Raw genomic sequence first — 25,472 nt, 5'->3', positions numbered from 1 at the left:
AACGGCTCCTCTCGGCCGGGGGCTTACAGGGGGATGTTGCCGTGCTTCTTCGGGGGAAGGTTTTCCCGCTTCGTCCGCAGCCCACGCAGGCCCTTCACGATCTGCGCGCGGGTGTCGGACGGCATGATCACCGCGTCGATGTACCCGCGCTCGGCCGCGACGTACGGATTGAGCAGCGTGTCCTCGTAGTCCGCGATCAGCTCGGCGCGCTTCGTCTCCTGGGCCTCCGCGTCGCCCGCGTCCGCGATCGTGCGGCGGTGCAGGATGTTCACCGCGCCCTGCGCGCCCATGACGGCGATCTGCGCGGTCGGCCAGGCCAGGTTCAGATCGGCGCCGAGGTGCTTGGAGCCCATGACGTCGTACGCGCCGCCGAAGGCCTTCCGGGTGATCACCGTGATCAGCGGAACGGTCGCCTCCGCGTACGCGTAGATCAGCTTCGCACCGCGCCGGATGATGCCGCCGTACTCCTGGTCCACGCCCGGCAGGAAGCCGGGCACGTCCACGAAGGTCAGCACCGGGATGTTGAACGCGTCGCAGGTGCGCACGAACCGGGCGGCCTTCTCGCTCGCGTTGATGTCGAGACAGCCCGCGAACTGCATCGGCTGGTTGGCGACGACGCCGACCGGGAAGCCCTCGACCCGGCCGAATCCCGTCACGATGTTCGGCGCGAACAGCGCCTGCGTCTCCAGGAATTCGCCGTCGTCCAGGACGTGCTCGATGACCGTGCGGATGTCGTACGGCTGGTTCGCGCTGTCCGGGATGAGGGTGTCCAGCTCGCGGTCCTCGTCGGTGAGGTCGAGGAGCGCCTCCTCGGGGAACGCGGGCGGCTCGGACAGGTTGTTCGACGGCAGGTAGGAGAGGAGGGACTTGACGTACTCGATCGCGTCCTTCTCGTCGCCCGCCATGTGGTGCGCGACACCGGAGGTGGTGTTGTGCGTACGGGCTCCGCCCAGCTCCTCGAAGCCGACGTCCTCGCCGGTGACCGTCTTGATGACGTCGGGTCCCGTGATGAACATGTGCGAGGTCTGGTCGACCATGACTGTGAAGTCGGTGATCGCGGGGGAGTAGACGGCGCCGCCCGCGCACGGGCCGACGATGAGCGAGATCTGCGGGATGACACCGGAGGCGTGGGTGTTGCGGCGGAAGATCTCGCCGTACATGCCGAGGGCCATGACGCCCTCCTGGATACGGGCGCCGCCGGAGTCGTTGATCCCGATCATGGGGCAGCCGGTCTTCAGCGCGAAGTCCATCACCTTCATGATCTTCTGGCCGAACACCTCGCCCAGGGCGCCGCCGAAGACCGTGAAGTCCTGCGAGAAGACGGCCACCGGGCGGCCGTCCACCGTGCCGTAGCCGGTGACGACGCCGTCTCCGTACGGGCGGTTCTTCTCCAGGCCGAAATCGGTCGAGCGGTGCCGGGCGAACTCGTCCAGCTCCACGAACGAGTCCTCGTCGAGGAGGAGGGCGATCCGCTCACGGGCCGTCAGTTTGCCCTTGGCATGCTGCTTCTCGACCGCACGCTCGGAGCCCGCGTGTGTTGCCTGTTCGATACGACGCTGCAGATCGGCGATCTTTCCCGCGGTCGTATGAATGTCTTTTTCGGACATCGGGATGCGGCTCCCTGCCTGGTGACGGCTGTGGCTACTGACTCGTAGCGTATCGGCGCGGATACGGTTCGGCAGTGCGGCGTTTGCCACATCGCGGTGTGCTTGCGAACGAGACGTGAGGCCGTTTTCGGACCTGGTTCGCATCGCGCCCGGGGGACCGGCCAAGCTGGCTGCATGACGCCTCCCTCCTCCGTCGGAAACGGTCCCGGCCGCTGGTCCGACCTCGACCGTCCACCGCTCAACGCCACCGCGCTGCGCCGCGCCCTGCTGCGGCCGGACGGCCTGTGGACCTCGCTGGACGTCGTCCAGACGACCGGCTCCACCAACTCCGACCTGGCAGGCCGGGCCGGTGAGCTCGCCGAGGGCGCCGTGCTGGTCGCGGAGGAGCAGACGGCGGGCCGCGGCCGCCTCGACCGCAACTGGACGGCTCCGGCGCGCTCCGGCCTCTTCCTGTCCGTACTCCTCAAGCCGGACGTGCCCGTCGAACGCTGGGGATGGCTGCCGCTGCTCACCGGTGTGGCCGCGGCGACCGGCCTGGCCAGGGCGGCCGGTGCCGACTTCTCCCTCAAGTGGCCGAACGACCTGCTGGTGAAGGTGGCGGGGGTGGAGCGCAAGGCCGGCGGCATCCTGGCCGAGCGGACCGGGGACGACGGTGTCGTCATCGGGATCGGCATCAACGTCACCCTGCGTGAGGCCGAACTTCCCGTACCGGAGGCGGGCTCCCTCGTCCTCGCCGACGCGATCTCCACCGACCGCGACCCGCTGCTGCGGGCCCTGCTGCGCTCGCTGGAGCACTGGTACGGCGAGTGGCGCGCCGCGAACGGGGACCCGGGCGCCTCCCGGCTCCAGGAGGCGTACGCCGCCGGCTGCTCGACCCTCGGCCGTACGGTCCGGGCGGAGCTGCCCGGCGACCGTACGCTCACGGGCGAGGCGGTCGCGATCGACGGCGACGGGCGGCTGGTGGTGGCCACCGCGGACGGCGAACGCCACCCCGTGGGGGCCGGCGACATCGTCCACCTGCGGCCGGGCGACTGAACTGCCCAGGCCACCGGGACGTGAGCTAGGGCACACCTGCCGTATCGTTGAGGCCGCGCCGGGGGTCCGCGGCATGCGCGGACCGGCATGGCACGACAGATCGGCAGGGTAGTGCGCAGGGAACGGGCAGGAGGCGGCCGGTGACCGTCGACGACACGACTTCCGCCACGGGCACCACCGGCACCTCCGGGCCCATCGGTGCCGCGGGCCCGCCCGTGCCCACGGGTGCTCCCGGCTCCCGGGGTCTCGGCTGGACTTCCGTATCCCAGCACGCTTCCGGCCCCGAGAGCGCTGCCGGCTCCGGGGCGCGTGGGGCCTTCGGGTTCGCGGCTGCGCTCGGGGTCGCGGGCGGTGGGGGTGTGCACGGCCCGTCCGGGGGCGGGCTTCCCGGAGCCGTACGGGCTTCCGCCTCTTCCGGGCCCGCGGGTGCGAGCGCCGCGCACGAGGGCGGGGGCTCCGGGGCGAGCGGTTCGAAGACGGCCACCGGAGGGGCTCGAGCGGCGGGGGACTCCGGCGGATCCGGAGGGTCCGGGGGGTCAGGGAAGAAGCAGGCGTCGGACTCGGTGTATCCCACGCCGCATCACGAGGTCGACCACACGGCCGAGCCGACCAAGGACCCGCTCGCCATCCGGCTGGAGCAGCTGATCCTCGGTGCCGACCGTCGTTACACACCGTTCCAGGCCGCCCGCACCGCCGGGGTCTCCATGGATCTGGCGTCACGCTTCTGGCGGGCCATGGGGTTCGCCGACATCGGGCAGGCGAAGGCCCTCACCGAGGCCGACGTCCTCGCCCTGCGCCGCCTGGCCGGTCTCGTCGAGGCGGGGCTGCTGAGCGAGCCGATGGCCGTGCAGGTGGCGCGGTCGACGGGGCAGACGACCGCGCGGCTCGCGGAGTGGCAGATCGACTCCTTCCTGGAGGGGCTCACCGAGCCGCCCGAGCCGGGCATGACCCGTACCGAGGTCACGTATCCGCTGGTCGAGCTGCTGCTGCCGGAGCTCGAGGAGTTCCTGATCTACGTGTGGCGGCGGCAGCTCGCCGCCGCCACCGGGCGCGTCGTGCAGGCCGCCGACGACGAGGAGATGGTCGACCGGCGGCTCGCGGTCGGCTTCGCGGACCTCGTCGGGTTCACCCGGCTGACCCGGCGGCTGGAGGAGGAGGAGCTCGGCGAGCTGGTCGAGTCCTTCGAGACGACCTGCGCGGACCTGGTCGCCGCGCACGGCGGCCGGCTGATCAAGACCCTCGGCGACGAGGTGCTGTACGCGGCCGACGACGCCGGCACCGCCGCCGAGATCGCGCTGCGCCTGATCGAGACGATGACGCACGACGAGACGATGCCCGCCCTGCGCGTCGGGATCGCCTTCGGGACGGTCACAACGCGGATGGGCGATGTGTTCGGCACGACGGTGAACCTGGCGAGCCGGCTCACCTCGATAGCGCCGAAGGACGCGGTCCTGGTGGACGGGGCGTTCGCGGAGGAGCTGTCGCGGACCGGCGACGCCCCGGTTTCGGAGGCGGAGGCGGCGGAGGCCGCCGAGGCCGCGGCCGCCGCGGAGAAGGCGGGCGAGGAGCCCGTCGAGCTGCCGAAGTACCGCTTCGCCCTGCAGCCGATGTGGCAGCGGCCCGTGCGCGGACTGGGTGTGGTGGAACCCTGGCTGCTGACGCGCCGCCCGTCCTAGGATCCTCCGGGTGAACCACCGTTGACCAGGAGGTCGTCAGGCATGGCTGAGCAGCGCTTCGAGGAACGCGTCGAGGGAAGCGTCGAGGAACGCTTCGGGGAATTCGTCGCCGTACGCCGTCATGAGCACGGGCACGTCGCCGAACTCGTACTCGACCGGCCCAAGGCGATGAACGCCGTCTCGACGGACATGGCCCGGTCGATCGGCGCGGCGTGCGAGGCGCTGGGCGCGGATGCCTCGGTGCGGGTGACGGTGGTGACGTCCTCGAACGAGCGGGCGTTCTGCGTGGGCGCCGACCTCAAGGAGCGCAACTCCCTCACCGACGCCCAGTTGGTACGCCAGCGGCCCACCGCCCGCGCGGCGTACACCGGTGTGCTGGAACTGCCGATGCCGACGGTCGCGGCGGTGCACGGGTTCGCGCTCGGTGGCGGCTTCGAGCTGGCGCTCGCCTGCGATGTGATCGTGGCGGACGCGACGGCCGTCGTCGGGCTGCCCGAGGTGTCGGTGGGTGTGATCCCCGGCGGCGGGGGCACGCAGCTGCTGCCCCGGCGGGTGGGCGCCGCGCGGGCGGCCGAGCTGGTGTTCACGGCGCGGCGTGTGGAGGCGGGCGAGGCGCGGGAGTTGGGGCTCGTGGACGAGCTCGCCGACGACGCCCGCGAAGCCGCGCTCGCGCTGGCCGCGCGGATCGCGGCGAACTCCCCGGTCGGGCTGCGCGCCGCCAAGCGCGCGCTGCGGCTGGGGCACGGGCTGGATCTGCGGGCGGGACTGGAGGTCGAGGACGCGGCGTGGTGGTCGGTGGCGTTCTCGGGGGACCGTGCGGAAGGCGTGGCGGCGTTCAACGAGAAGCGCAGGCCCGAGTGGCCCGGCGAGTGAGCCGGTGGAACAGCCGGAAATTGTCTCAAACCTCGTAAACCTCCCTAAGCTGGGGTGATGGGTGAGGATGCGCGACTGCGAGCCGTGGTGGCGCTCGCACAGTCGATGGCCGCCGCGCACACTCCGCGGGAGTCGTGGCGCGCGGCCGCGGTGGGCGCCTGCGAGGCGCTGACCGGGAGCTTTGCCGCGCTGTCGGTATGGGAGCGGGAGCGCGGCCGGCTGAAGGTGCTCGTCAACGCGGGGGAGAGAGCCGCGGACGAGGAGGAGTTTCCGGACGGGGAGACGTATCCGGTCCACCGCTTCCCGGAGATCACCGAATTCCTGCACGAACAGTGGGTGGGCGGCGGCGCGCCGCGCGCGTGGGTCGAGACGGTGGACGGCCCGCAGTCCGGCGTGCACGGCTACTCCCACCAGCGGGTCGATGCGCTACGGCAGCGGGGGCGGGGCTGCTGCGTCGTCGCGCCGATCGTGCTGCACGGGCGGGCGTGGGGCGAGCTGTACGTGGCCCGGGCGGCCGGGCAGCCCGTATTCGACCGGGACGACGCGGACTTCGCGACCGTGCTCGCATCGGTGGTGGCGGCCGGGATCGCGCAGCAGGAGCGGCTGGAGGAGGTGCGGCGGCTCGCCTTCACGGACCCGCTGACCGGGCTCGCGAACCGGCGGGCCGTCGACATGCGGCTCGACGCGGCGATCGAGCAGCACCGGGCGGACGGTTCGGTGGTCTCCCTCGTCGTCTGCGACCTGAACGGCCTGAAGAAGGTCAACGACACGCTCGGGCACGCGACCGGAGACCGCCTGCTGGAGCGCTTCGGCTCGGTGCTGTCGCTGTGCGGGGCGATGCTGCCGGGGGCGCTGGCGGCCCGGCTCGGCGGGGACGAGTTCTGTCTGCTGACGGTGGGTCCGGCGGCGGACGACGTGGTGAAGGTCGCGGGCGAACTGTGCGAGCGTGCGGGTGAGTTGAAGCTGGGCGAGGGTGTGGCGTGCGGCATCGCCTCGACGGGCGACCCCATCGGGCCGGTCCGCTCCGCCCGCCGCCTCTTCCGCCTCGCGGACGCGGCCCAGTACCGCGCGAAGGCGGCTCGCGCGGCGGTGCCCGTGGTCGCGGGCCGCGACGACGAGGTCCTCCCGCTCGCGGACACCCACCCCCCGACCCCCCACGACCGCCGCCGCTTCCGCGACGCGCGCCGCTGACGCCAGGGGGTGGGGGCGGGTGGGGGGCCGCTGCGCGGGGCCTTTCCCCTCCCTGCCCCTTCCCGCAGTGTTGATTTGCGGCTCCGCCGCGTGGGGGGCTCCGCCCCCGAACCCCCGCGCCTCAATCGCCGGCGGGGCTGGGTTGTGGGGGTCTGGGGGGCTTGCCCCCACCACGCGGCGGAGCCGCACGCGGGAAGGGGCGGGTAGGGGACAGAGCCCGCCGCAGGCGCCCCCACCCCCCGCCCCGGCGGTAAGGACCCCCGGAGGGGAGAGGTGGTGACAGAAAGGGATTCAATCCGTAGGGTGCTGAATATGGATATGCACACTGTCGTGGTGGGAACGTCCGGGACCACCGTCGAGGACGTCATCGCCGTCGCCCGCGGCAACGCCCGCATCGAGCTCTCCGACAGCGCCGTCGCCGCGCTCACCGCCGCCCGGGAGATCGTGGACGCGCTGGCGGCCAAGCCCGAGCCGGTGTACGGGGTGTCGACCGGGTTCGGGGCGCTCGCGACCCGGCACATCGGGCATGACCTCAGGGCTCAGCTCCAGCGCAACATCGTGCGGTCGCACGCCGCCGGCATGGGGCCGCGCGTGGAGCGCGAGGTCGTACGGGCGCTGATGTTCCTGCGCCTGAAGACCGTGGCGTCCGGGCACACCGGGGTCCGCCCCGAGGTCGCGCAGACCATGGCCGACGTGCTCAACGCGGGGATCACCCCGGTCGTGCACGAGTACGGCTCGCTCGGCTGCTCGGGAGACCTCGCCCCGCTGTCCCACTGCGCGCTCGCCCTCATGGGCGAGGGCGACGCGGAAGGCCCCGACGGCACCGTCCGCCCGGCCGGCGAGCTGCTCGCGGCCCACGGCATCGCGCCCGTCGAGCTGCGCGAGAAGGAGGGGCTCGCCCTCCTCAACGGCACCGACGGCATGCTCGGCATGCTGATCATGGCCCTCGCCGACCTCCAGAGCCTCTACACCTGCGCCGACATCACCGCCGCCCTCTCCCTGGAGGCGCTGCTCGGCACCGAGAAGGTGCTCGCTCCCGAGCTGCACGCCATCCGCCCGCACCCCGGCCAGGCCGCCTCCGCCGCCAATATGAGCGCCGTGCTCAAGGGCTCCGAGCTCACCGGGCACTTCCAGGAGGAGGAAGCGCCCCGCGTCCAGGACGCGTACTCGGTGCGCTGCGCGCCCCAGGTCGCGGGCGCCGGGCGCGACACCCTCGCGCACGCGCTGCTCGTCGCCGAGCGTGAGCTCGCCTCCGCCGTCGACAACCCGGTCGTACTTCCCGACGGACGTGTCGAGTCCAACGGAAACTTCCACGGGGCGCCCGTGGCGTACGTCCTCGACTTCCTGGCGATCGCCGCCGCCGACCTCGGCTCCATCGCCGAGCGCCGCACCGACCGGCTCCTCGACAAGAACCGCTCCCACGGCCTGCCGCCGTTCCTCGCCGACGACGCGGGCGTCGACTCGGGCCTGATGATCGCCCAGTACACGCAGGCCGCGCTGGTCAGCGAGATGAAGCGGCTGGCCGTTCCGGCCTCCGCCGACTCGATCCCGTCCTCCGCGATGCAGGAGGACCACGTCTCCATGGGCTGGTCGGCCGCCCGCAAGCTGCGTACCACCGTCGGCAACCTGACCCGGATCATCGCCGTGGAGCTGTACGCGGCGACCCGCGCGATCGAGCTGCGGCGCGGCCTCACCCCCGCCCCCGCCTCGCAGGCCGCCATCACGGCCCTGCGCGCCGCCGGGGTCGAGGGCCCCGGCCCCGACCGCTTCCTCGCGCCTGATCTGGCCGCGGCGGAGGCGTTCGTACGGGACGGACGGCTCATCGCGGCCGTGGAGCCGGTGACCGGCCCGCTCGCCTAGTACGTACGAGCACCCTGGAGCTCGTACGTACGAGCACTCCGGCGCGACGCGAACGTCACGAACCCCGCGCCGACCGCCAGGAACGTCGCTCCACCGATCAGGTACGGCGTCGTGTCCACACTGCCCGTCTCGGCGAGGCGCAGCTCTTCGGGGCCGCCCCGCCGAGCGGCAGAGGCAGCGCCAGGGCCGGAAGCGGAAGCTCCGGATGTCTGATCCGCCGCCTCCCCGTCGGCCGTCGCGTTCGCCGACGGAACGAACCACAGCGCGCAGAGCAGGGAGCCGGCCGCGGTAGCGGTCAGCAGCGGTCGTCGAGCGACGGACACGGGAACGATCCCCCTTGTGGCAACGGCGAATTGACCTGCTGTGATGCTAATGAAAGGTGTGGGTCGCAGGAAAGTCGCGCCGCCCCTGAGCCGCTTTTGACCCCTACGCTCCGTCGTATGACCTCTTCTGAGACATCACGCTATGTGCGGCTACACGTCGAATTGGTGCTGGAGGTAACGGAACCGGAAGCACTCACCGATGCCGCCCTGGCCCGCATCGACACCGACGACTACATGCCGGACGAGGAGCGCACCCACGCCGGTTCCGCCGTGACCGAGGACCCGGCGGAGGCGCTCGCGTATCTCGTAGACCCGTTCGACCTGGTCAGCGAGGTCCCCGGAGTGGAACTCGCCCAGGCATCCTGGAGCTGTGAGCACATCGATTACGACCCTGATGCGGAGGAATGGGACCTCGGCGAGGAAGATGGAGACATGGACGTCCAGGCGGACGGCGGCCCGCGGCCGTAACGCCGGAACGCCACCAGTGGGCCCCGGTCGCCGCGCTGAACCGGGGCCCGTTCCGTTGCGTGTTCGTACGGGCACACCGCAGGGGCGCGGGCCTTATTCGGAACATCCGGAGAGTGGTGTTGCACACATCTGCGTGGGCAGGGGAACCGGAAGGGCCGTTTTGGGTGTTCTCGAAGAGAGACGGCTAGGGATTCGGCGACGATGGAGAAGCGTGTGATGACGGACAGCAAGCGGCGCAGGGGCCTTGTGGCCGCGTCCGCACTGCTCGGCGGCGTGCTGGTGCTCACGGGGTGCAGCGCCGACGCCGACAAGGGCGGCAGCAGCGCCGACGGCTCGAAGAAGTCGCAGGAGCAGGTCGACGCGGCGGCCGCGAAGGACACCTCCGCCGCCCGAATAGTCATCTCGCCGAAGGACGGCGCGACGAACGCGAGCATCAACAAGGACACCAAGGTCACGGTGAGCGAGGGCACGCTCACCGAGGTCACCATGACCACGTCCGCCGGTGCCGCCGTCAAGGGCACGCTCGCCGCCGACGGCAAGAGCTGGCAGCCCGACGACCAGCTGGAGCGCGCGACCGTCTACAAGATCGCCGCCACGGCCAAGGACTCCCAGGGCCGCGAGGCCCACGAGAACTCGTCCTTCACCACCGTGTCGCCCGAGAACAGCTTCATCGGCAACTTCACGCCCGAGGACGGATCCACGGTCGGCGTCGGCATGCCGGTCTCGATCAACTTCAACAAGGTGATCACGGACAAGAAGGCCGTCCAGTCCGGCATCACCGTCACCTCCAGCACCGGCCAGGAGGTCGTCGGCCACTGGTTCAACCAGCAGCGGCTCGACTTCCGCCCCGAGCAGTACTGGCAGGAGGGCTCCAAGGTCACCCTCAAGCTGAACCTCGACGGTGTCGAGGGCGCCGACGGCGTCTTCGGCGTGCAGCAGAAGACGGTCAGCTTCACCATCGGCCGCAACCAGGTCACCACCGTCGACGCCGAGACCAAGACCCTGACGGTCAAGCAGGACGGCAAGACGGTCAAGACCATCCCGATCTCCGCCGGCTCCCCCGAGAACCCGACCTACAACGGTCAGATGGTGATCTCGGAGAAGTTCAAGGAGACCCGGATGGACGGTTCCACCGTCGGCTTCACGGACGACGACGGCAAGGGCGAGTACGACATCAAGGACGTCCCGCACGCCATGCGGCTGTCCACGTCGGGCACCTTCATCCACGGCAACTACTGGGGCTCCGACTCGATCTTCGGCAGCGTCAACACCAGCCACGGCTGCATCGGCCTGAACGACGCCAAGGGCGCCGGCGACCCGGGCCAGCCGGGCGCCTGGTTCTTCGACAACTCGATCGTCGGTGACGTGGTCATCGTCCAGAACTCCAAGGACAAGACGATCGCCCCCGAAAACGGTCTGAACGGCTGGAACATGAGCTGGGCGGACTGGAAGGCCGGCTCGGCGGTCTGACCCCCGCCCCTCGGCAAGCGACACGACCGACGGCGGCTCCCGGAACACTCCGGGAGCCGCCGTCGTCGTCGCAGGAGCGCGCCTGGGAGAATCCCGCACGGCACGGAAAGATCATGGCGTACCCACGCATCAAGAGGAGAACCTCCGACATGACCACCACTGCCGCCGCTTACGCCGCACCCTCGGCCAAGGCCCCGCTGGAGCGCACCACGATCCCGCGCCGTGTGGTGGGCGAGCACGACGTACTGATCGACATCAAGTACGCCGGCATCTGCCACTCCGACATCCACGCATCGACCGACGGCTGGGGCGAGGGCATCTACCCGATGGTCCCCGGCCACGAGATAGCCGGAGTCGTCACCGGGACCGGTCCGGGTGTGACCAGGTACCGGGTCGGCGACCGGGTCGGCGTGGGCGTCTTCGTCGACTCCTGCCGTACGTGCGACAACTGCGCACAGGGGCTGGAGCAGTACTGCCTCAAGGGCACGACCAGCACGTACAACGCGCGCGACAAGAACGGCGAGCCCACCTACGGCGGCTACTCCACCCACATCGTCGTCGACGAGAACTACGTCGTCCGCATCCCCGACGCGCTCTCCCTCGATGTCGCCGCGCCGCTGCTGTGCGCCGGCGTCACCCTCTACTCGCCGCTGCGGCACTGGAACGCCGGCCCCGGGAAGAAGGTCGCCGTCGTCGGCCTCGGCGGCCTCGGCCACCTGGGCGTGAAGATCGCGCACGCACTGGGCGCCGAGGTCACCGTGCTCAGCCAGTCGCTGCGCAAGCAGGCCGACGGGCTGCGGCTGGGCGCCGACCACTACTACGCGACCAGCGACCCGAACACCTTCGAGCAGCTCGCCGGCAGCTTCGACCTGGTCGTCTCCACGGTCTCCGCGCCGCTGGACCTCGACGCGTACCTGGGCCTGCTCAGGACGGACGGCGCGCTGGTGAACGTCGGCATTCCCGAGGAGCCGGTCTCGCTCGACCTGTTCTCGCTGGTCAGTGGCCGCAAGACCCTCGCGGGCTCGAGCCTCGGCGGAATCGCCGAGACGCAGGAGATGCTCGACTTCTGCGCCGAGCACGGGTTCGGCGCCGAGATCGAGCTGATCCGGGCGGACCAGATCAACGAGGCGTACGAGCGGGTGCTGGCGAGTGACGTCCGCTACCGGTTCGTGATCGACACGGCGACGATCTGAGGCGCGGGGCCTTGGGAGGCCTGGACGGCCCTACCCGGGAGGTAATCGACCGGCCGGGCTAGCAGGGGCATGATCGGATCATGACCGCATACGCCATCGCCAACCTCCGGCCCCAGGCCCGCGTCCACGACGAGGTCCTCACGTACATGGAGCGCATCCAGGCGACCCTCGACCCCTTCGGCGGCCGCTTCCTCGTCCACGGAGTGCCCGAGCGCGACGTACGGGAAGGGGAGTGGCCGGGAGCCGTCGTCATGATCGGCTTCCCGTCGATGAAGGACGCCCGGGACTGGTACGACTCCGAGGCGTACCAGGAGATCGTCCCGCTGCGCACCCGGCACATCCCGGGCGACATCCTGCTGATCGACGGCGTGGCGCCGGGGTACGACCCGGCCACGACCGCCGCCGCGATCAGGGCGGCGCAGCGGGACGGATGACGGCCCGGGGCGGGGCGCACCCCGCTCCGGGCCACCGCGCACCCGGCCCGCGTCTACGGTCGAGGCGACCGAAGCGCGGCGTAACGCTCACCCGCCGCATGCCACCAACGAGGCGGCGAGCCGCCCCGCACCCGCGCGGTGGGCTGGTCCGGATGCAGCCCGATCCTGCGCAGCGCATCCGCCCCGACCTCGATCCGGAACCAGCCGCGCCACCGCCCGTCCGCTCCGGCTCCGCACAGGAGCCCGAAGCGGATCTCCCGCCCGTCGAAGGGCATCCAGTCGATGCCCCGCTCGCGCAGTCAAGCGTGGAGAGCGGGCAGGGGGCGGGGGTGGCCGGGTGCGTTCTCGACCTCGACGACCATGATCCATTCCTCGTCGTTCGAACTCATGCCGCAGACGCTACCCGCGGTGCCCGCCGCGTGACTTGTACGATCTGATCACCGTGCGGCATGAGGGGGAAACGTGATCGAACTGTCCGACATGATCCGTGAGTTGCGCCAGCAGCTGGCCACCGCGCTCGCGGACGGCGCCGGTGAGGCCGTGCGGTTCGAGCTCGGGCCGGTGGAGCTCGAAGCGACCGTCGCCGTCAGCCGCGAGGCCGGGGCGGACGCCAAGGTCCGGCTCTGGGTCGTCGACGCGGGGGCGAACGGGAAGTACGCGCACGCGCAGACCCAGCGGATCACGGTCACACTGCAGCCCAAGGTCGTACCGGCGGACGGGAGCCCGACGCGGCCGGTTCTGATCGCGGGCGGCGAGGTTGACGGCGAACGCTGAGCGGGGGCTGCGGCCGGAGCGGGTCGCGGAGATCATCGTCACGCTGCCGGACGGTGCCACGGGCCGACGGGGCTCGGGGTACCTCGTGTCGTCGGGCACGGTGCTGACCGCCGCGCACGTCGTCGAGGGCGCGGCGGGCGTACGCGTACGCTTCGAGGCCGACCGGCCGGGCGAGCGGACCGTCGAGGCCGCCGTGCGGTGGCAGCACGCGGGCATCGACATCGCCGTCCTCGCGCTCCCGGGCCACACGGACCCGGACAGCGCGCCCGTCCGGTACGGCCGGGTCGGCGAACAGGACGCGGTGCTGCGCTGCACCGCGCTGGGCTTCCCGCGCTTCAAGCTCCGTACCGGCACGGACGGTTCACGCTTCCGCGACGCGGAGCACGCGCACGCCACCTGCGCCGTCCTCTCCAACCGGCGCGAGGGCACACTCGACCTCGGCGTCACCGCACCCCCCGCGCAGGACCCGGACCCGGAGCGGGACGCCTGGGAAGGGATGTCCGGCGCCGCCGTGTTCACCGGCGGCCGCCTCGTCGGCGTCGTCACCCGGCACCACCGCACCGACGGCCCCGGCCGCATCGCCGCGAGCCGCGTCGACCGCTGGGCCGAGGCCCTGCGCGCGCCGGAACTGGCCGAACTGGAAGCGGCCCTGGGCCGAGGGCTGCACCCCGCCGCGCTCCCCGACGCCGTACCGGTCGCCGGACGCGACCTCATCCAGGAGGCCCACCGCGCACAGCTCGCCGACATCGCGCCGGAGCAACTGGAGGGCCGCGAGGCCGAGCTCCGCGAGCTCGTCGAGTTCTGCGGCGGGCCCGACCCGTACCGCTGGCTCCAGGGACCGCCCTGGGCGGGCAAGACGGCACTCGCGGCCTGGTTCGCGCTGCACCCGCCCCGTGGGGTCGTCCCGGTCTGGTTCTTCATCACCGCCCGCTACGCGAGCCAGGCGGACGGCGAGGCGTACACCGCCGCCGTCACCGACCAGCTCGCCGCCGTCGTGGGACGCGAACCGACGGGCGGCTCGCCGGTCGCCCGCGACGGCGAGCGCAGACTCCTGCTGCGTCAGGCGGCGGAGCGCGTCGCCGGCGACGGCGGCACGCTGCTCCTCCTCGTCGACGGACTCGACGAGGACCAGTCCCTGCTGCCCGGCGGCAGCGGCACGAGCATCGCCTCGCTCCTGCCCGAGCGGCTCCCGCCGAACGTCCGCGTCCTGGCGACCAGCCGGCCCGGCCCCGGCCTCCCGCCCGACGTGCGGGGCGGACATCCGCTGCGTCACTGCACGGTCGCGAAGCTGTCCGCCACGGCGGCGGCCCGGCACACCGAGTACGAGGCCAAGTACGACCTCCACGAGGCGCTCACCGGCGACGCGCTCCAGCGCGACCTCGTCGGCCTGCTCACGGCGGCGCGTGGCGCGCTCACCCTGGACGACCTGCGGGAACTCACCGGAGAGCAGGGGTTCACGCTGGACGCCAGGCTCGGCAGCGCGTTCGGCCGGATCCTGCGCCTGCGCCGCTTCCACAGCCTGTACGGCGGCGACCAGGTTCCTTCCCCGGTGGCGGAGGCCCGGGGCTATCTCTTCGCCCACGAGACCCTCCTCGCCGCCGCCCAGGACGCGTTCGGGCCGGACGTGGCGGCCTATCAGGAACGCCTGCACACGTGGGCCGAGACCTACGCGCGCCGGGGCTGGCCCGCACAGACCCCGCCGTATCTGCTCCAGCCGTACGGCCGTCTGCTCGCCCTCCTCGGCGATGTCCCCCGCGCCGCCCGCCTCGCCACCGACGCCGGGCGTCGCGACCGGCTGCGCGAGGTGACGGGCAGCGATGCCGCCTGCCTCGCCGAGATCGCGGCGGCGCACCAGATCGTCCGCCGTGCGACCCCCGACGACCTGGGCGCGCTGGCGGCCCTCGCCGCCGCCGGTGACCTCGTGGCCCGGCGCAACGAGTCGCTGCACCCGGACATCCCCGCGGCGTACGCGCGGCTCGGCCGCACCCGCCATGCCATCGGCCTCGCCCACAGCGTCTACGACCCGATGGACCGGGCACGGGCCTTGGAGGGCGTGGCGCGGGTGCTGGCCGAGGCGGGGGACCGGCAGGCGGTGGAACTGGCGCAGGAGGCCGTGCGGCTGGCCGAGACCGCCGTGGGGGACGAGCCGTGGACGTACAGCGACGAGGCCGCCCAGGAGGTGGCGGGCACGTATGCCGCCGCCCTGGCAGCGACCGGCAGGGAGACCGAGGCGCTGCGCCACCTCGGCGAACTGCGGCCGGCGGACACCCGCTCGGGGGTGGAGAGGCTCGTCGCGATCGCCGTCGCCTTTGCGGACCCGGCGCGGGTGGACGAGTTGCTGCGGCGGGCGGAGGAGTCCGCGCAGGAGATCGAGTACCTGCCCGACCGCATCCACGCGCTGGGAGCCGTCGCACGGGCGCGGGCCGCGACGGACCCGGGGCACGCGGAGAGGCTGTACGACTCCGTCGTCGCGCTCGCCGGGCGTCGCGCCGACTCCCCCTCGCCCGCGGCAGCTGCGGAAGTCCTGCACCGGGTTCGCCCGCGTGACACCGAGCGTATGGTCCGGCTGGCCGTCGCCCACGCGGACGGCATCCTTCGCGATCCTGCGACCTTCACCACCTTCGACCAGTTCGAGGGCGCCGTGCGGGCACTCGCCGTGACCGGGGCGGTGGACGAGGCCCAGCGGCTGATGGAGGCCCTGCGGGAGAGGCTGGCCTCGCGGGTGCCGCTCGGCTGGCCGGGCACGTGGATGTGGATGTCGATCGCCGAAGGGAGGGCAGGTGAGGGCCGGGCAGCCGAGGCGTGGGCAGCTCTGGAAGCCGCCTGGGCGGACACCACATACCGTCACGAGGGCGCCTTCTCCGCCGCCCCTGTCGTGGGGCTGCTCGCGGCCGCCGGAGCCGCCGACCAGTTGGAGAGCGTGCTGCTCGCCGCGGCGGACCCAGGGCGCGGGGGTGCCGCCGAAGCGCTCGCCGCGCTCGCCGTCCATTTCGCGGCCGACGATCCGGACCGCTCACTTCGGCTGCTGCGGCATACCGAGACGGGGCGCCATCCGGCAGGTACGTCCGTGCAACGGGACGAGCACCTCGCCGTCCTCGCAGGAGCGCTCGTCACCGTCGGCCGGCCGCGCGAGGCCGAGCGTCTCATCGGGGCGATGGGCGTGGACGAAGTACAACGGACCTGGGCGTACGCCGTCGTCTCCGTCGCCACCGCGGCGCGCGGGGACAGCGACCGAGCGCTGCACCTCGCCGAGCAGGCGGCCGACATGACGTCCGCGATCAGCGACGAGTTCATGCGGTCCTTCGTGAGCACGAGCGTGGTCCAGGCGCTGGCGTCCGTCGGCGCCGGAGAACGCGCGGCGGAGGTTGTCCAACAGCTGACGGATACCCAGGACGTCGACTTCGGCCCGCACTTCCGCAACCTCGCCCGGATCGTGGTGGCAGCGGGCCTGTGGCCGGACGGCCCGGACACGGCGAGTGCGCTGGCCGACGTCCTGCTCCCGGAGCTGCACGACGCCCCGCTGGACCTCGCGGGGATACTCGCCGCCGTGGCCTCGCACGACACCCGGCGTATCGCCCGGATCGAGGACTCGCTGCACGGCGCGGTGAACGTCACCGCCTTGCCCAAGCACCAGGTACTGCTCGCTCTGCTGACCGCGACCGCCGACCCGGCCGCCGCCCGCCTGCGGCTCGACGAGGTGGCATCGAAAAGCAGCGGCCCCCCGCCGTTCAACGAGGCAAATGCCTTGGCGGCCCTCGCGTACGCGGCACTCGGCGACCACGCGGCAGCCCGCGCCGCCGCCCAGCGAATCGCCACCGAACCGGAGCGTGCGGAGGCCCTCGCCGCCCTGGCCGGGTACGCCGCCTGCGTACCGGGCGACCCCATGGCCACCCGGCTCACCGGCCTCTCCCCGGCCTACCTCCCCACCGTCCGCCGCCTCGCCGCGCTCCTCCACCCGCCCCGGTCCGGCCCCGACCCCGCCCGCGCGCGAGCCCTCCTCGCCGACGCCCTCACCCCCGACGGCTGGCACCACGCCGTCCCGGTCCTCGCCTCCCTCGACCCGGAGGCGGTCCTGCGCGTACGGGACGTGGTCTTCGCACACCTGGGCCTGGACATCTCCTAGGCAGCGCGCACCTGCGCCGCCCGCCGGAGGCCCGTCCCGGGGCACGCCGAAAAAGTTTCCGGATTCCCGTCACATCTCCGTGCGCGCATCCGTCAGTGCTGTGAAGACGCCAACCGGGCGGACACGAAGGAGAACAGCAGCCATGACGAACACCTCCACCTCGACGAACACCTCCACGACCACCTCGATCTCCCGGATGCCCAACCCGGCCGAGTTCGTGCCCGAGCTGAACGACATCAGCGCCGCCCTCTTCCGGGCCACGGGTAACCGCTCGGTGCCGCGCACCACGATGAGCCTCGTCCACCTGCGCGCCGGGCAGATCGTCCACAACACCTACCTGACCGTCCTGAACACCGGCTTCCTGCGCAAGGCCGGCGAGTCCGAGGAGCGCATCACCGCCGTCTCGTCCTGGCAGGACGCCCCGTACTTCACCGACGCCGAGCGCGCCGCCCTCGCCCTGGTGGAGGCCACCCTCCAGCCCGCCCCGCACGGCAAGGAGCGCGTCCCCGACGAGCTGTACGCCGAGGTGGCGAAGCACTACGACGAGAAGGCGCTGGCCACCCTCACCATCGCGATCGGCCAGATCAACTTCTTCATCGCCCTGGCCGTCATCGGCAAGCCGCAGCCGGTCAGCTCCCTCGCGGACGAGCAGTGGGACTGACCTGATCCACCCTGGTCCGCCTTGGTCCGCCCTGGTCCGTCCGTCAGTGGGCCCGCTGACGGGCCGTCAGGGGGCTGCTTGCGAGGCGAGCACTTCCCCGATCACGTGTCGGGCCGTGGCCGCCATCACCGGATTGGTGACCCGGTAGTACGCGAGCTCGATGAGAGCGATCGACAGCGCCCAGCCGCGCCCTCGTGCCCACGTCGCGTCATCGACGTTCAGTACGGTGCGGAAGACGTCCCTCGCGTCGGCGGTCAACAGACTCCACGCGGCGATCAGATCGACGGCGGGCTCTCCGACACCCGCGCACCCGAAGTCGATGACCGCGCTGAGCCGGCCACCGCTGACCAGCACGTTCCCCGGCGACAGATCCGCGTGCACCCACACGCCCGGCCCCGTGTACCGCGGCGCCCGCAAGGCCGCGTCCCACGCCTCGCCCGCCGCGCCGGTGTCGACGACCCCGTGCAACTGCCCGATCGCCGCACGGGTCTCCGCGTCGCGCGTCACCAGATGCTCGTGGCGGTACGCGGTCGGCCCGCCCGAGGGGTCGATGACGCGCAACGCACGGACGAACGCCGCCAGATCCTCCGCGAGCAGCCCGAGGTCGGCCCCGGGAGCGGCGACGCGCCCGACAGCCGGGTTCTCACCGTCGAGCCACGGATGGACGGACCAGGGGAACGGGTATCCCTCGGCGGGCGTGCCCGTCGCGATCGGGACGGGAATCCTCACGGGAAGCAGCGGGGCCAGACGCGGCAGCCATCGCCGCTCCCTGTCCACGTCCCTGGCTCCGCCCTCGATGCGCGGCAGTCGTACGGCCATGTCCGCACCCAGCCGGTAGACGGCGTTGACCGTCCCCGCGGAGTCGACCGCCTCGATGGGAAGGCCCGCCCACTGCGGGAACTGACCGGCGAGCAGCCGCCGCACGAGAGATACGTCCGTGTCGACCTCGTCGGCGTGCATCTTGCCGGTGGCCATGGGCACCCCTGAACTGGACGGAGAGGAAAGGAGGGACGCACAAGGCAATCGGTTCGGCTCGTTGCCGGTCAACTGATTTGCCCGCCCGGGGGCCTTGGCGCCGTAAGGACGGCCGAGACGCGTCCCTACGCCGGTTGCGGGACGGTCCGGCCGTTCTCGTCGACGGTCTTGTCGGACCAGTAGCGGTCCCACTTGTCGCCCACGTGCTCGGGAACCTTGCCCTGCGGGTAGCGGGCCCAGCCCTCGGACGGCTCCTCGCCGTCGGCGACGCAGTCACTGCCGGTGTCGTTCACGGCGGCCACCGGGTAGTGGTCGGGCAGGCAGACCCGCTCCTGATGGCCGCCGCAGCCGGTCAGGAGCAGCGCCGTGACGACACCGGCGAGGGTGAGGCGCGGAAGGGTGGGGCGGGACTGCGGCACGGTCGTGGGCCTTTCTCGTCGGTTTCGCCACCAGTGTGCGGTGGGTGTGGGGCGGCGTAATGAGTACGCGTACTCAGCTTGTCGCCCATGGCGGGACCTTGCGCCATAGCGTTCACTTTCCATCCATTGCAATGATCGACACGACTTTCGTTGCGTTACCCTCGGCTCCGTTGCAACGAAATATGGCCTTTGAACTGCCAAAACATCAAATCTCTGCAACATCGATGTTGTGAGGACTTGGAAAGCAACGTAGCGTTTCCGGTGTCGGAAACAACGAGTCAACGCGAACACAGGAGAGCACGATGCAGAACTTCGACACCGCCGCCCCGATCTCCGCCGTCCTGGACATCCCCGCCGGACGCATCCAGTTCATCGCCGCGGACCGTGCCGACACCACCGTCGAGGTCCTGCCCGCCGACCCCTCCAAGAGCCGCGACATCAAGGCCGCCGAGCAGACCGCCGTCGCCTACGCCGACGGGGTCCTGCGGATCACGGCCTCGACCTCCGACAAGCGGCTCTCCGGCCCCTCCGGATCCCTGGAGATCACCGTCCAGCTCCCCGCCGGCTCCCATGTCGAGGCGAAGACGGCCAGCGCCGAACTCCGCGGCGTCGGACGCCTCGGCGACGTCGCCTTCGACGGTGCGTACCGCCAGATCAAGATCGACGAGGCCGCGAGCGTGCGCCTCACCGCGATCGACGGCGACGTCGAGATCGGCCGGCTGGGCGGCCCCGCGGAGATCAGCACCCCGAGGGGCGACATCCGTATCGCCGAGGCAGTGAGCGGCACGGTCGTGCTCCGCACCCAGTCCGGCAACATCTCGGTCGCCGCCGCCTCCGGCGTCTCGGCCGCCCTGGACGCCGGCACCGACTACGGCCGCGTCAGCAACGCCCTCAAGAACAACGGCACCGCCGAGCTCGCCATCCACGCCACCACCTCGCACGGCGACATCAGCGCCCGCAGCCTCTGAAGGAGCAGAGCCGGAACCAGGACTGCCCGGCCGCGTCCACCGCGATCGAGAACCCTTCGGTTGTCGCCCAGGACGCGGCCGTCGCCGGCGGCAAGCAAGAGCCGCAGCGGGATGAACCGAGAGGGGGGTGTGGCTCCCAGCCCGCTCCGCCCCGTGCTGCGGGACGAGCCCCTGAGAACCACCTCCGACATCAACGGCGGCGTAAGCACCAGGACGCTCCCGAGCGATGATCTCCAGGGGTGAACGCCCTACCCTCGCCGCTTCAGTTGCGGCTGAGACGGTTGAAACCGGTGAGGCGGGGCGAGATGGCGAAGGGGAAGGAATCGCCGTCGGGGGTCTTGAGGGCCGCCACGATGTCGTGGTCCGGTTCGCCGAATATCTCGAAGTGCTGCACGGCGCAGTGCTCCATCACCTCGCGGATGTACGGGTCCGACAGCCGCCAGTGGGCGCGGACGGCATCGGAGTCGCGGTAGAGCTGGAAGCTGTACGCCAGCATCCGCTCCTCGTCGATGAAGACCTCCACCATGAGCTGGGGGCCGTGCTCTTGAGCGAATGCCACTGCCTGTGCGATGGCGTGCCGGAAGCCGTCGAGGTGGCCGTCGGTGATGCGCATGGTGTTGCGGAAGAGAATGGTGCTGCTGTTTGTCATCTTCATGCGCCAAGTGTTTGACCTCAACCAGAGTTGAGGTCAAGAGTGGGGTCGGCCGGAAGCGTCGGCGACAGCGGATCCGTCACCACAACGCCTCGCGTCGACGAGCCACGTGGCCTTCAAGGGACAAGCGAGGGGCCGAAAGTCTGTCGGCCGATGCGCTCGGCGGTCGGCTGGTCGACCACTTGGCCGGGGACGTCGGGGTGCCGGCTCGTCCAGGCGCGGGCGTTCGCGGCGTCGGTGAAGAAGTTCAGTGCGTCGCAGCAGGCGGAGGCGGCGGGCCCGCCTCCGGGACGCTGCCCGACGAAGACCACCGCGCTCGCCGGTTCCCACCGAACGGCACCGGTGGTCGAGGTGACGGTGATCGGGTCGCCGCTGACCGGATCGGTGGAGGAGATCACCGCGTCCTGGCCGAGCATGGCCGGGATGCCCAGAGCGTCGATGGCGCACATCGACCAGACTTCCACTCCGCTTCCGAGGCGGACCCTGTGGCGGGTGGCGGCGGCGGAGAAGGGGTAGGCGGCGCGGATGTTCCCGGCCTCGTCCAGGGTGAGGAAGTCCTCGTCGGCCAGCTCGGTGAGCACCTCCGTGGCGTCCCTCCCGGCCCCGGCTGCGACCGGCTGAAGCGTCTGCGCGTCGGGAGCGGCTCCCGTGGCGGCGAAGTGGCGCAGGATCTGCTGGTGCACCGCGCGCAGGCCGTTCTCGGCAGGCGCGCGCCGCCCGCGGCCGGCCCGGCCAACCACGTCCAGCGGCTGTGGGGCGCAGCAGTCCGAAGCCTCCGCATCACGGACTTGTGGGGTTGCCCCGGCGAGGGCATGCCTGAGGGCGGACTCGTCCGGCACGCCGGACACGGTGCCGTCGGCATCCCTGTACAGGCGGCACGACAGGCTCGGCACCGCGCCGGGCGGCGCGAACGGGTCGGTGCCGTCGATCAGGATCGTCGGTGACCCGTACATGCCCAACCGGGCGGCCTCGGCCTCATCGGCCACCTCGATCAGCCGCACCAGAGCGGGTCGTCCATCCAGCGCGGCGGTCACCCGCTCCAGCGCGGGCCGCGCGTTCGGGCAATCCGCCACCGTCAGCACCGTGATCCGCATCCGCCCTGCCCTCCCAGACTGTCGTCCGACTGTCGTCCGCCTCCCGAACCGACGCTAGACCTTCCAGCGCACTGGAAGGTCAAGGACTAGCCTGGAGAGATGCGCATCGGCGACCTCGCCGCCCGCACCGGGCTGACGACCAAGACCATCCGCTTCTACGAGGACAGCGGCCTGTTGCCCGCACCACCGCGCACCCCGGGCGGCTACCGGGACTACCCCGATCACACGGTGACCCGAATCGCGTTCATCCGCGACGCCCAACGCGCCGGCCTCACCCTCGCCGAGATCCGCTCGACCCTCGCCCTGCGCGACGACGGCCACGCACCCTGCACCCACGTCACCGGCCTCATCCACGAGCACCTGGACGACATCGACCGACGTATGGCCGAACTCGCCGCCACCCGCGAAGCACTCCGCGCCCTCGCAGCCCGCGCCGCAACCACCGACCCCGCCGCCTGCGGCGCGGACGACATCTGCACGATCCTGAAGCCCACAGGGCCATAGGCCGCTGCGCCCTCCGGGCAACGATCCGGGTAGCGCGAAGGGCGGCTCACGAGGTGTTCAGAGGACCGGACGAATCCTGATCGGACACCCAGGCTCTTTCGCCGAAGGTGGGCTTGTGCCATAGCAGGCAGGGCCCGCTACCAGCGAGGATGCCCGACATGAGCACCGATCAGAACGTCGTCCCCCTCCGCTCGACGCACTCGGCACCCGTGGTGTTCGGTGCGGGAGCGGCCATCGGCGTGCTGGGCGGGATGATCGGTCTGGGCGGCGCGGAGTTCCGCCTGCCGCTGCTGATCAGCCTCTTCGGGTTCGCCGCGCTCTCGGCCGTCATCTTGAACAAGGCGATGAGCCTGGTCGTGGTCCTCGTGGCGCTGCCCGCCCGGTTGGCAGCGGTCCCGGCCGCCGAGGTGGCCGCACGGTGGCCCGTCGCGGTCAACCTGCTGGCCGGGAGCCTGCTGGGTGCCTGGGCCGGAGCGGCCTGGGCGGTACGCATGCGCAGCGCCACCCTCTACAAGGTGCTGGCCGCCCTGATGGTGCTGATGGCGGCGGCGCTGGTGGCCACGCACACCACCACTCTCGACACACTCGCGCTGCCGCTGTGGGCTCAGGTGCCGTGCGGAGTCGTGGCCGGGTTCGGCATCGGAGTGGTCGCCGCGATCATGGGCGTAGCCGGGGGCGAGCTGCTGATCCCGACGATCGTGCTGCTGTTCGGCGAGGACATCAAGACCGCCGGAAGTCTCTCCCTGCTGGTCTCCCTGCCGACCATGCTGGTGGCCTTCGCCCGCTACAGCCGTGACGGCAGCTTCGCCGTGCTGGGTGCCAACCTCCGCTTCACCATAGTCATGATCGGGGGCTCGGTCGCCGGCGCGGTACTGGGCGGGCTGCTCCTCGGTGTGTTCTCGGACCTGGTGCTCATCCCGGCGTTGGCCCTGATCCTGCTCGTCTCCGCGCTCAAGCTCGCCCGCCACGAATGAGCCTGCGGAGCGGCCCCGGTGGCCGCTCGTGCGTTGAGTCCGGTCTGCCCGGCGCGTGCGCTCGGCGTGCCCGCCATCGGGCGGGAGGTGCCCTTGAACGACCTGCCTGATCCGACGCGAGAGCGGGGCTGCCCCATGCGCGAGTAGCCCCTTTGGGTGGCTCTCACGGACACGCGCGTCCCTGCCCGGCGTCACGGGCATATTCAGTCGGCGCCTCGGCACTCCGCCAAGAGCTCGGACAGGAAGGACGCAGGATGCCGCAGCAGGGGACTGTCAAGTGGTACAACGCGGAGAAGGGGTTCGGCTTCATCGCCGTTGACGGCGGTGGCCCCGACGTCTTCGTCCACTACTCCGCCATCCAGGGCAGCGGAGACAGGGGCCTGGACGAGAACCAGCGGGTCGAGTTCGAAGTGACCCAGGGCAACCGGGGCCCGCAGGCTGATCAGGTGCGCGCCCTCTGACGTACCGTTGGGGCTCGCGCCTACCGCCCGTTTCGACAAGCTCGGCGCCAGCCTGGTAGCCGGTGCTTGCAACGATCCGGGTAGCGCGAAGCCCCGGCCGTCCGCCAAGGAGGAAGGGGACGGCCGGGGCCGTTCGAGGAACGTCAGGAACTGCCAGGGGGGCTGGTCGGCCCCCCGTCCGTGCCTTCTGTCAGCCGTGCGACGAGTGCCCCCCACGCGGCTGCTTCGCTCTCACGCGCAGCGCGGTCGTACAGCGCGTTGGCGTCTGATGGGTCACCATCGAGCGCGCACAGTGCTGCTTGGTAGAACCAGTACCGGCCTTCGTCCATGCGCCCCAGCATGTGGAGCAGCCGATCGCGTACTACGTCGGCGGCCCACCACCGGTAGCCGTCGGCGGCCAGCAGCAGCGCCACCACCCGGTTATGTGCCCGCATCGTCCACCCCCGATCCGCGTGCGTAGCGCAGCGCGCGGAAGAAGTCCGTACGGACCCGCCGGAAGCCGGTATGGCCGGTTGCCTGTGCGTGCTGAAGGCACCACACGGAAGGCTCGTTCCCCTCATCTGCGGGGCCGGACGCCTCATGGCACCTTGTGCACTGCGCTTCCTCGATGAGACTGGTGCCCGAACGGTCCTCGGCCAACAGCCAGTCAGCCGCCCGGACCACGCTCCCGCCACGGATGACCGAACTCACCGGCGCACCTCCCAAGCCACCCGCACCCACGCGTCCGGAGGACACGACCAGGCCGCCCCGGACGTGAACACGAGGACCACCCAGGGACGCCCCGACGCATCACGCATCGGGCGCACCCGCTTGACCTCCTGCCACTGCCCGAGCATCCGCACACGGTCCCGCTGCCTGACCCGCTGCACATTCACGCGCCGCTCACGCGTCACCGGGGCCACCGCCGCTCGCCGTGTCCAGCTCGGCCCACACCATCTTGCCCGGTCCCACGCGGTCGGCCACGGCCCACCGATCCGCCAGCGCGTCCACCAGCGGAAGGCCCCAGCCACCCGAGGCATCCATCCCCGGCACCGCCATCAACGGCCGCTCCTCGGCCGCATCGTGCACTTCGATCCGCAGACCGCCAGGTACACGCACGTAGCGCGTCTCGATCTGCCGCCCCTTGGGGACACACGCATGCCGCACCGCGTTGGTCAGCAACTCCGACAGGACCACCAACGCCGCATCCTCCAGCGTGCCCAGGCCCCAGCCCTCCAGCGTCTTGCGCAGCTCTTTGCGGGCTCGGCCCACACATCGGGGACCCCGCGCCCACCGGCACACCACGGCCTGATTCATGAGGCCACCTCCACACCGTGGATCAGCCGCGGCCCCACATCGATTCCGTGCACGGCCAGCCACAACGCCCGCCGCCGCTGCCGCTGGGCTCGCTCCTGCTCACGGTGCTCGTGCTCCACCAGGTACGGCCGCACCAGCCGACTGTCCTCGCCCCGCAACACCGTCCCCGACCGCATGGCAGCAGTCACTGGCCGAGCACCGCTGAGCCGGGGCGCCGCCGCGCCCAGGCTCCGATGTCGGCCCGAGGGGGGAAGCAACAGCCGCAACAGCGACCCGAAGAGATGGACGATAACCGTCACCACGTCGACGCTCCTTCGAAGCGTTGGCCACGCCCCCGGACCGGTCGCACGGTCGCGGGGGTCCTTCTGTTGGTGGCCAGCGGCCACCGTGACGATCGGTGACCGTTTAGTCACGTCAAGCAACTGGAAACAGAGTGCTCCT

The 25,472-nt window shown here is 71.5% G+C and carries 27 protein-coding genes; 16 read left to right on the top strand and 11 right to left on the bottom strand.

Annotation, left to right across the window (positions count from 1 at the left end; genetic code table 11):
• Nucleotides 1-23: 23 nt before the first annotated feature.
• Nucleotides 24-1,607 (bottom strand): acyl-CoA carboxylase subunit beta, encoded by a 1,584-nt coding sequence (locus ABT342_RS01565; RefSeq protein ID WP_351565341.1) that lies wholly within the window; start codon nucleotides 1,605-1,607, stop codon nucleotides 24-26.
• Between the two features lie 174 nt (nucleotides 1,608-1,781).
• Between ABT342_RS01565 and ABT342_RS01560 the strand changes: the two genes are divergently transcribed.
• The 5 genes from ABT342_RS01560 (at nucleotide 1,782) to hutH (ending at nucleotide 8,242) form a co-directional block, all read left to right on the top strand.
• Nucleotides 1,782-2,642, top strand: a complete 861-nt coding sequence (locus ABT342_RS01560) for a biotin--[acetyl-CoA-carboxylase] ligase (RefSeq protein ID WP_351565338.1) — start codon at nucleotides 1,782-1,784, stop codon at nucleotides 2,640-2,642.
• A gap of 563 nt (nucleotides 2,643-3,205) precedes the next feature.
• Nucleotides 3,206-4,318: an adenylate/guanylate cyclase domain-containing protein gene (locus tag ABT342_RS01555; RefSeq protein WP_351565335.1), complete on the top strand. Its 1,113-nt coding sequence runs from the start codon at nucleotides 3,206-3,208 to the stop codon at nucleotides 4,316-4,318.
• A gap of 42 nt (nucleotides 4,319-4,360) precedes the next feature.
• Nucleotides 4,361-5,191: an enoyl-CoA hydratase/isomerase family protein gene (locus ABT342_RS01550; RefSeq protein WP_351565332.1), complete on the top strand. Its 831-nt coding sequence runs from the start codon at nucleotides 4,361-4,363 to the stop codon at nucleotides 5,189-5,191.
• 57 nt (nucleotides 5,192-5,248) lie between these two features.
• Nucleotides 5,249-6,382, top strand: coding sequence for a GGDEF domain-containing protein (locus ABT342_RS01545; protein WP_351565329.1), 1,134 nt, complete (start codon nucleotides 5,249-5,251; stop codon nucleotides 6,380-6,382).
• A gap of 318 nt (nucleotides 6,383-6,700) precedes the next feature.
• Complete coding sequence (gene hutH, locus ABT342_RS01540) at nucleotides 6,701-8,242, top strand: histidine ammonia-lyase (protein ID WP_351566282.1); 1,542 nt, start codon at nucleotides 6,701-6,703, stop codon at nucleotides 8,240-8,242.
• Here the strand turns inward: hutH and ABT342_RS01535 are convergent.
• On the bottom strand, nucleotides 8,239-8,565 hold the full coding sequence (locus ABT342_RS01535) for an LAETG motif-containing sortase-dependent surface protein (RefSeq protein WP_351565326.1): 327 nt from the start codon (nucleotides 8,563-8,565) through the stop codon (nucleotides 8,239-8,241). The two genes, hutH and ABT342_RS01535, sit on opposite strands and share 4 nt — an antisense overlap.
• Nucleotides 8,566-8,682: 117 nt before the next feature.
• Between ABT342_RS01535 and ABT342_RS01530 the strand changes: the two genes are divergently transcribed.
• From ABT342_RS01530 to ABT342_RS01515, 4 genes are all read left to right on the top strand, one after another.
• Nucleotides 8,683-9,033 carry a hypothetical protein gene (locus ABT342_RS01530; protein WP_351565323.1) on the top strand — a complete coding sequence of 117 codons (351 nt, stop codon included), beginning with the start codon at nucleotides 8,683-8,685 and terminating at the stop codon, nucleotides 9,031-9,033.
• A 201-nt stretch (nucleotides 9,034-9,234) separates the two neighbouring features.
• Nucleotides 9,235-10,503, top strand: coding sequence for a L,D-transpeptidase (locus tag ABT342_RS01525; protein WP_351565320.1), 1,269 nt, complete (start codon nucleotides 9,235-9,237; stop codon nucleotides 10,501-10,503).
• 149 nt (nucleotides 10,504-10,652) lie between these two features.
• Nucleotides 10,653-11,696 carry an NAD(P)-dependent alcohol dehydrogenase gene (locus ABT342_RS01520; RefSeq protein WP_351565317.1) on the top strand — a complete coding sequence of 348 codons (1,044 nt, stop codon included), beginning with the start codon at nucleotides 10,653-10,655 and terminating at the stop codon, nucleotides 11,694-11,696.
• 80 nt (nucleotides 11,697-11,776) lie between these two features.
• On the top strand, nucleotides 11,777-12,130 hold the full coding sequence (locus ABT342_RS01515) for a DUF1330 domain-containing protein (protein ID WP_351565314.1): 354 nt from the start codon (nucleotides 11,777-11,779) through the stop codon (nucleotides 12,128-12,130).
• A 53-nt stretch (nucleotides 12,131-12,183) separates the two neighbouring features.
• On the opposite strand, the gene ABT342_RS01510 is transcribed toward ABT342_RS01515, so the two are convergent.
• A complete protein-coding gene (locus ABT342_RS01510; protein ID WP_351565311.1) occupies nucleotides 12,184-12,405 on the bottom strand; it encodes a hypothetical protein in 222 nt (73 codons plus the stop codon).
• Nucleotides 12,406-12,592: 187 nt separating this feature from the next.
• Between ABT342_RS01510 and ABT342_RS01505 the strand changes: the two genes are divergently transcribed.
• From ABT342_RS01505 to ABT342_RS01495, 3 genes are all read left to right on the top strand, one after another.
• Nucleotides 12,593-12,904 carry a trypco2 family protein gene (locus ABT342_RS01505; protein WP_351565308.1) on the top strand — a complete coding sequence of 104 codons (312 nt, stop codon included), beginning with the start codon at nucleotides 12,593-12,595 and terminating at the stop codon, nucleotides 12,902-12,904.
• Nucleotides 12,888-17,027, top strand: a complete 4,140-nt coding sequence (locus ABT342_RS01500; RefSeq protein WP_351565305.1) for a trypsin-like peptidase domain-containing protein — start codon at nucleotides 12,888-12,890, stop codon at nucleotides 17,025-17,027. Before ABT342_RS01505 ends, ABT342_RS01500 begins: the two co-directional genes overlap by 17 nt.
• Nucleotides 17,028-17,169: 142 nt before the next feature.
• Nucleotides 17,170-17,688, top strand: a complete 519-nt coding sequence (locus ABT342_RS01495; protein ID WP_351565302.1) for a carboxymuconolactone decarboxylase family protein — start codon at nucleotides 17,170-17,172, stop codon at nucleotides 17,686-17,688.
• 66 nt (nucleotides 17,689-17,754) lie between these two features.
• Here ABT342_RS01495 and ABT342_RS01490 read toward each other — a convergent pair whose 3' ends face one another.
• Nucleotides 17,755-18,663, bottom strand: a complete 909-nt coding sequence (locus tag ABT342_RS01490; protein WP_351565299.1) for an aminoglycoside phosphotransferase family protein — start codon at nucleotides 18,661-18,663, stop codon at nucleotides 17,755-17,757.
• A gap of 125 nt (nucleotides 18,664-18,788) precedes the next feature.
• Nucleotides 18,789-19,082, bottom strand: a complete 294-nt coding sequence (locus tag ABT342_RS01485; RefSeq protein ID WP_351565296.1) for an SCO0607 family lipoprotein — start codon at nucleotides 19,080-19,082, stop codon at nucleotides 18,789-18,791.
• Nucleotides 19,083-19,384: 302 nt separating this feature from the next.
• Between ABT342_RS01485 and ABT342_RS01480 the strand changes: the two genes are divergently transcribed.
• Nucleotides 19,385-20,050, top strand: coding sequence for a DUF4097 family beta strand repeat-containing protein (locus ABT342_RS01480; RefSeq protein WP_351565293.1), 666 nt, complete (start codon nucleotides 19,385-19,387; stop codon nucleotides 20,048-20,050).
• 262 nt (nucleotides 20,051-20,312) lie between these two features.
• Here ABT342_RS01480 and ABT342_RS01475 read toward each other — a convergent pair whose 3' ends face one another.
• A complete protein-coding gene (locus tag ABT342_RS01475) occupies nucleotides 20,313-20,705 on the bottom strand; it encodes a hypothetical protein (RefSeq protein WP_351565290.1) in 393 nt (130 codons plus the stop codon).
• A 113-nt stretch (nucleotides 20,706-20,818) separates the two neighbouring features.
• On the bottom strand, nucleotides 20,819-21,796 hold the full coding sequence (locus tag ABT342_RS01470; RefSeq protein WP_351565288.1) for an alkylmercury lyase family protein: 978 nt from the start codon (nucleotides 21,794-21,796) through the stop codon (nucleotides 20,819-20,821).
• Between the two features lie 99 nt (nucleotides 21,797-21,895).
• Here ABT342_RS01470 and ABT342_RS01465 point away from each other — a divergent pair, with 99 nt between their 5' ends.
• From ABT342_RS01465 to ABT342_RS01455, 3 genes are all read left to right on the top strand, one after another.
• Complete coding sequence (locus ABT342_RS01465; RefSeq protein ID WP_351565285.1) at nucleotides 21,896-22,300, top strand: heavy metal-responsive transcriptional regulator; 405 nt, start codon at nucleotides 21,896-21,898, stop codon at nucleotides 22,298-22,300.
• 158 nt (nucleotides 22,301-22,458) lie between these two features.
• On the top strand, nucleotides 22,459-23,274 hold the full coding sequence (locus ABT342_RS01460; RefSeq protein WP_351565282.1) for a TSUP family transporter: 816 nt from the start codon (nucleotides 22,459-22,461) through the stop codon (nucleotides 23,272-23,274).
• Nucleotides 23,275-23,528: 254 nt separating this feature from the next.
• Entirely contained in the window at nucleotides 23,529-23,735 is a 207-nt protein-coding gene (locus ABT342_RS01455; RefSeq protein WP_351565280.1) for a cold-shock protein, read from the top strand.
• Between the two features lie 143 nt (nucleotides 23,736-23,878).
• On the opposite strand, the gene ABT342_RS01450 is transcribed toward ABT342_RS01455, so the two are convergent.
• The 4 genes from ABT342_RS01450 to ABT342_RS01440 all read right to left on the bottom strand — a co-directional run bounded on the left by ABT342_RS01450 (nucleotide 23,879) and on the right by ABT342_RS01440 (nucleotide 25,333).
• Complete coding sequence (locus ABT342_RS01450) at nucleotides 23,879-24,148, bottom strand: hypothetical protein (RefSeq protein WP_351565277.1); 270 nt, start codon at nucleotides 24,146-24,148, stop codon at nucleotides 23,879-23,881.
• Between the two features lie 7 nt (nucleotides 24,149-24,155).
• A complete protein-coding gene (locus ABT342_RS38175) occupies nucleotides 24,156-24,398 on the bottom strand; it encodes a DUF7848 domain-containing protein (RefSeq protein ID WP_502965446.1) in 243 nt (80 codons plus the stop codon).
• Nucleotides 24,399-24,617: 219 nt separating this feature from the next.
• Complete coding sequence (locus tag ABT342_RS01445) at nucleotides 24,618-25,031, bottom strand: ATP-binding protein (protein ID WP_351565274.1); 414 nt, start codon at nucleotides 25,029-25,031, stop codon at nucleotides 24,618-24,620.
• The gene (locus tag ABT342_RS01440; protein ID WP_351565271.1) at nucleotides 25,028-25,333 is read right to left on the bottom strand and encodes a hypothetical protein; all 306 of its coding nucleotides are present in this window, start codon (nucleotides 25,331-25,333) and stop codon (nucleotides 25,028-25,030) included. The genes ABT342_RS01445 and ABT342_RS01440 overlap by 4 nt, the downstream gene beginning before the upstream one ends.
• Between the last annotated feature and the right edge of the window lie 139 nt (nucleotides 25,334-25,472).

It is taken from the genome of Streptomyces sp. NPDC000410 (assembly GCF_040300305.1).
Lineage (GTDB): Bacteria > Actinomycetota > Actinomycetes > Streptomycetales > Streptomycetaceae > Streptomyces.
Note: the sequence above shows the minus strand (reverse complement) of the source record. Positions and strands in the feature narration are given on the sequence as shown.

Excerpts from the sequence above, each read along its gene's own strand:
- ABT342_RS01565 (WP_351565341.1), bottom strand. The coding sequence starts at position 1,607 with ATGTCCGAAAAAGACATTCATACGACCGCGGGAAAGATCGCCGATCTG.
- ABT342_RS01560 (WP_351565338.1), top strand. The coding sequence starts at position 1,782 with ATGACGCCTCCCTCCTCCGTCGGAAACGGTCCCGGCCGCTGGTCCGAC.
- ABT342_RS01550 (WP_351565332.1), top strand. The coding sequence starts at position 4,361 with ATGGCTGAGCAGCGCTTCGAGGAACGCGTCGAGGGAAGCGTCGAGGAA.
- ABT342_RS01545 (WP_351565329.1), top strand. The coding sequence starts at position 5,249 with ATGGGTGAGGATGCGCGACTGCGAGCCGTGGTGGCGCTCGCACAGTCG.
- hutH (WP_351566282.1), top strand. The coding sequence starts at position 6,701 with ATGCACACTGTCGTGGTGGGAACGTCCGGGACCACCGTCGAGGACGTC.
- ABT342_RS01530 (WP_351565323.1), top strand. The coding sequence starts at position 8,683 with ATGACCTCTTCTGAGACATCACGCTATGTGCGGCTACACGTCGAATTG.
- ABT342_RS01525 (WP_351565320.1), top strand. The coding sequence starts at position 9,235 with ATGGAGAAGCGTGTGATGACGGACAGCAAGCGGCGCAGGGGCCTTGTG.
- ABT342_RS01520 (WP_351565317.1), top strand. The coding sequence starts at position 10,653 with ATGACCACCACTGCCGCCGCTTACGCCGCACCCTCGGCCAAGGCCCCG.
- ABT342_RS01515 (WP_351565314.1), top strand. The coding sequence starts at position 11,777 with ATGACCGCATACGCCATCGCCAACCTCCGGCCCCAGGCCCGCGTCCAC.
- ABT342_RS01510 (WP_351565311.1), bottom strand. The coding sequence starts at position 12,405 with ATGCCCTTCGACGGGCGGGAGATCCGCTTCGGGCTCCTGTGCGGAGCC.
- ABT342_RS01495 (WP_351565302.1), top strand. The coding sequence starts at position 17,170 with ATGACGAACACCTCCACCTCGACGAACACCTCCACGACCACCTCGATC.
- ABT342_RS01490 (WP_351565299.1), bottom strand. The coding sequence starts at position 18,663 with ATGGCCACCGGCAAGATGCACGCCGACGAGGTCGACACGGACGTATCT.
- ABT342_RS01480 (WP_351565293.1), top strand. The coding sequence starts at position 19,385 with ATGCAGAACTTCGACACCGCCGCCCCGATCTCCGCCGTCCTGGACATC.
- ABT342_RS01475 (WP_351565290.1), bottom strand. The coding sequence starts at position 20,705 with ATGAAGATGACAAACAGCAGCACCATTCTCTTCCGCAACACCATGCGC.
- ABT342_RS01470 (WP_351565288.1), bottom strand. The coding sequence starts at position 21,796 with ATGCGGATCACGGTGCTGACGGTGGCGGATTGCCCGAACGCGCGGCCC.
- ABT342_RS01465 (WP_351565285.1), top strand. The coding sequence starts at position 21,896 with ATGCGCATCGGCGACCTCGCCGCCCGCACCGGGCTGACGACCAAGACC.
- ABT342_RS01460 (WP_351565282.1), top strand. The coding sequence starts at position 22,459 with ATGAGCACCGATCAGAACGTCGTCCCCCTCCGCTCGACGCACTCGGCA.
- ABT342_RS01455 (WP_351565280.1), top strand. The coding sequence starts at position 23,529 with ATGCCGCAGCAGGGGACTGTCAAGTGGTACAACGCGGAGAAGGGGTTC.
- ABT342_RS01445 (WP_351565274.1), bottom strand. The coding sequence starts at position 25,031 with ATGAATCAGGCCGTGGTGTGCCGGTGGGCGCGGGGTCCCCGATGTGTG.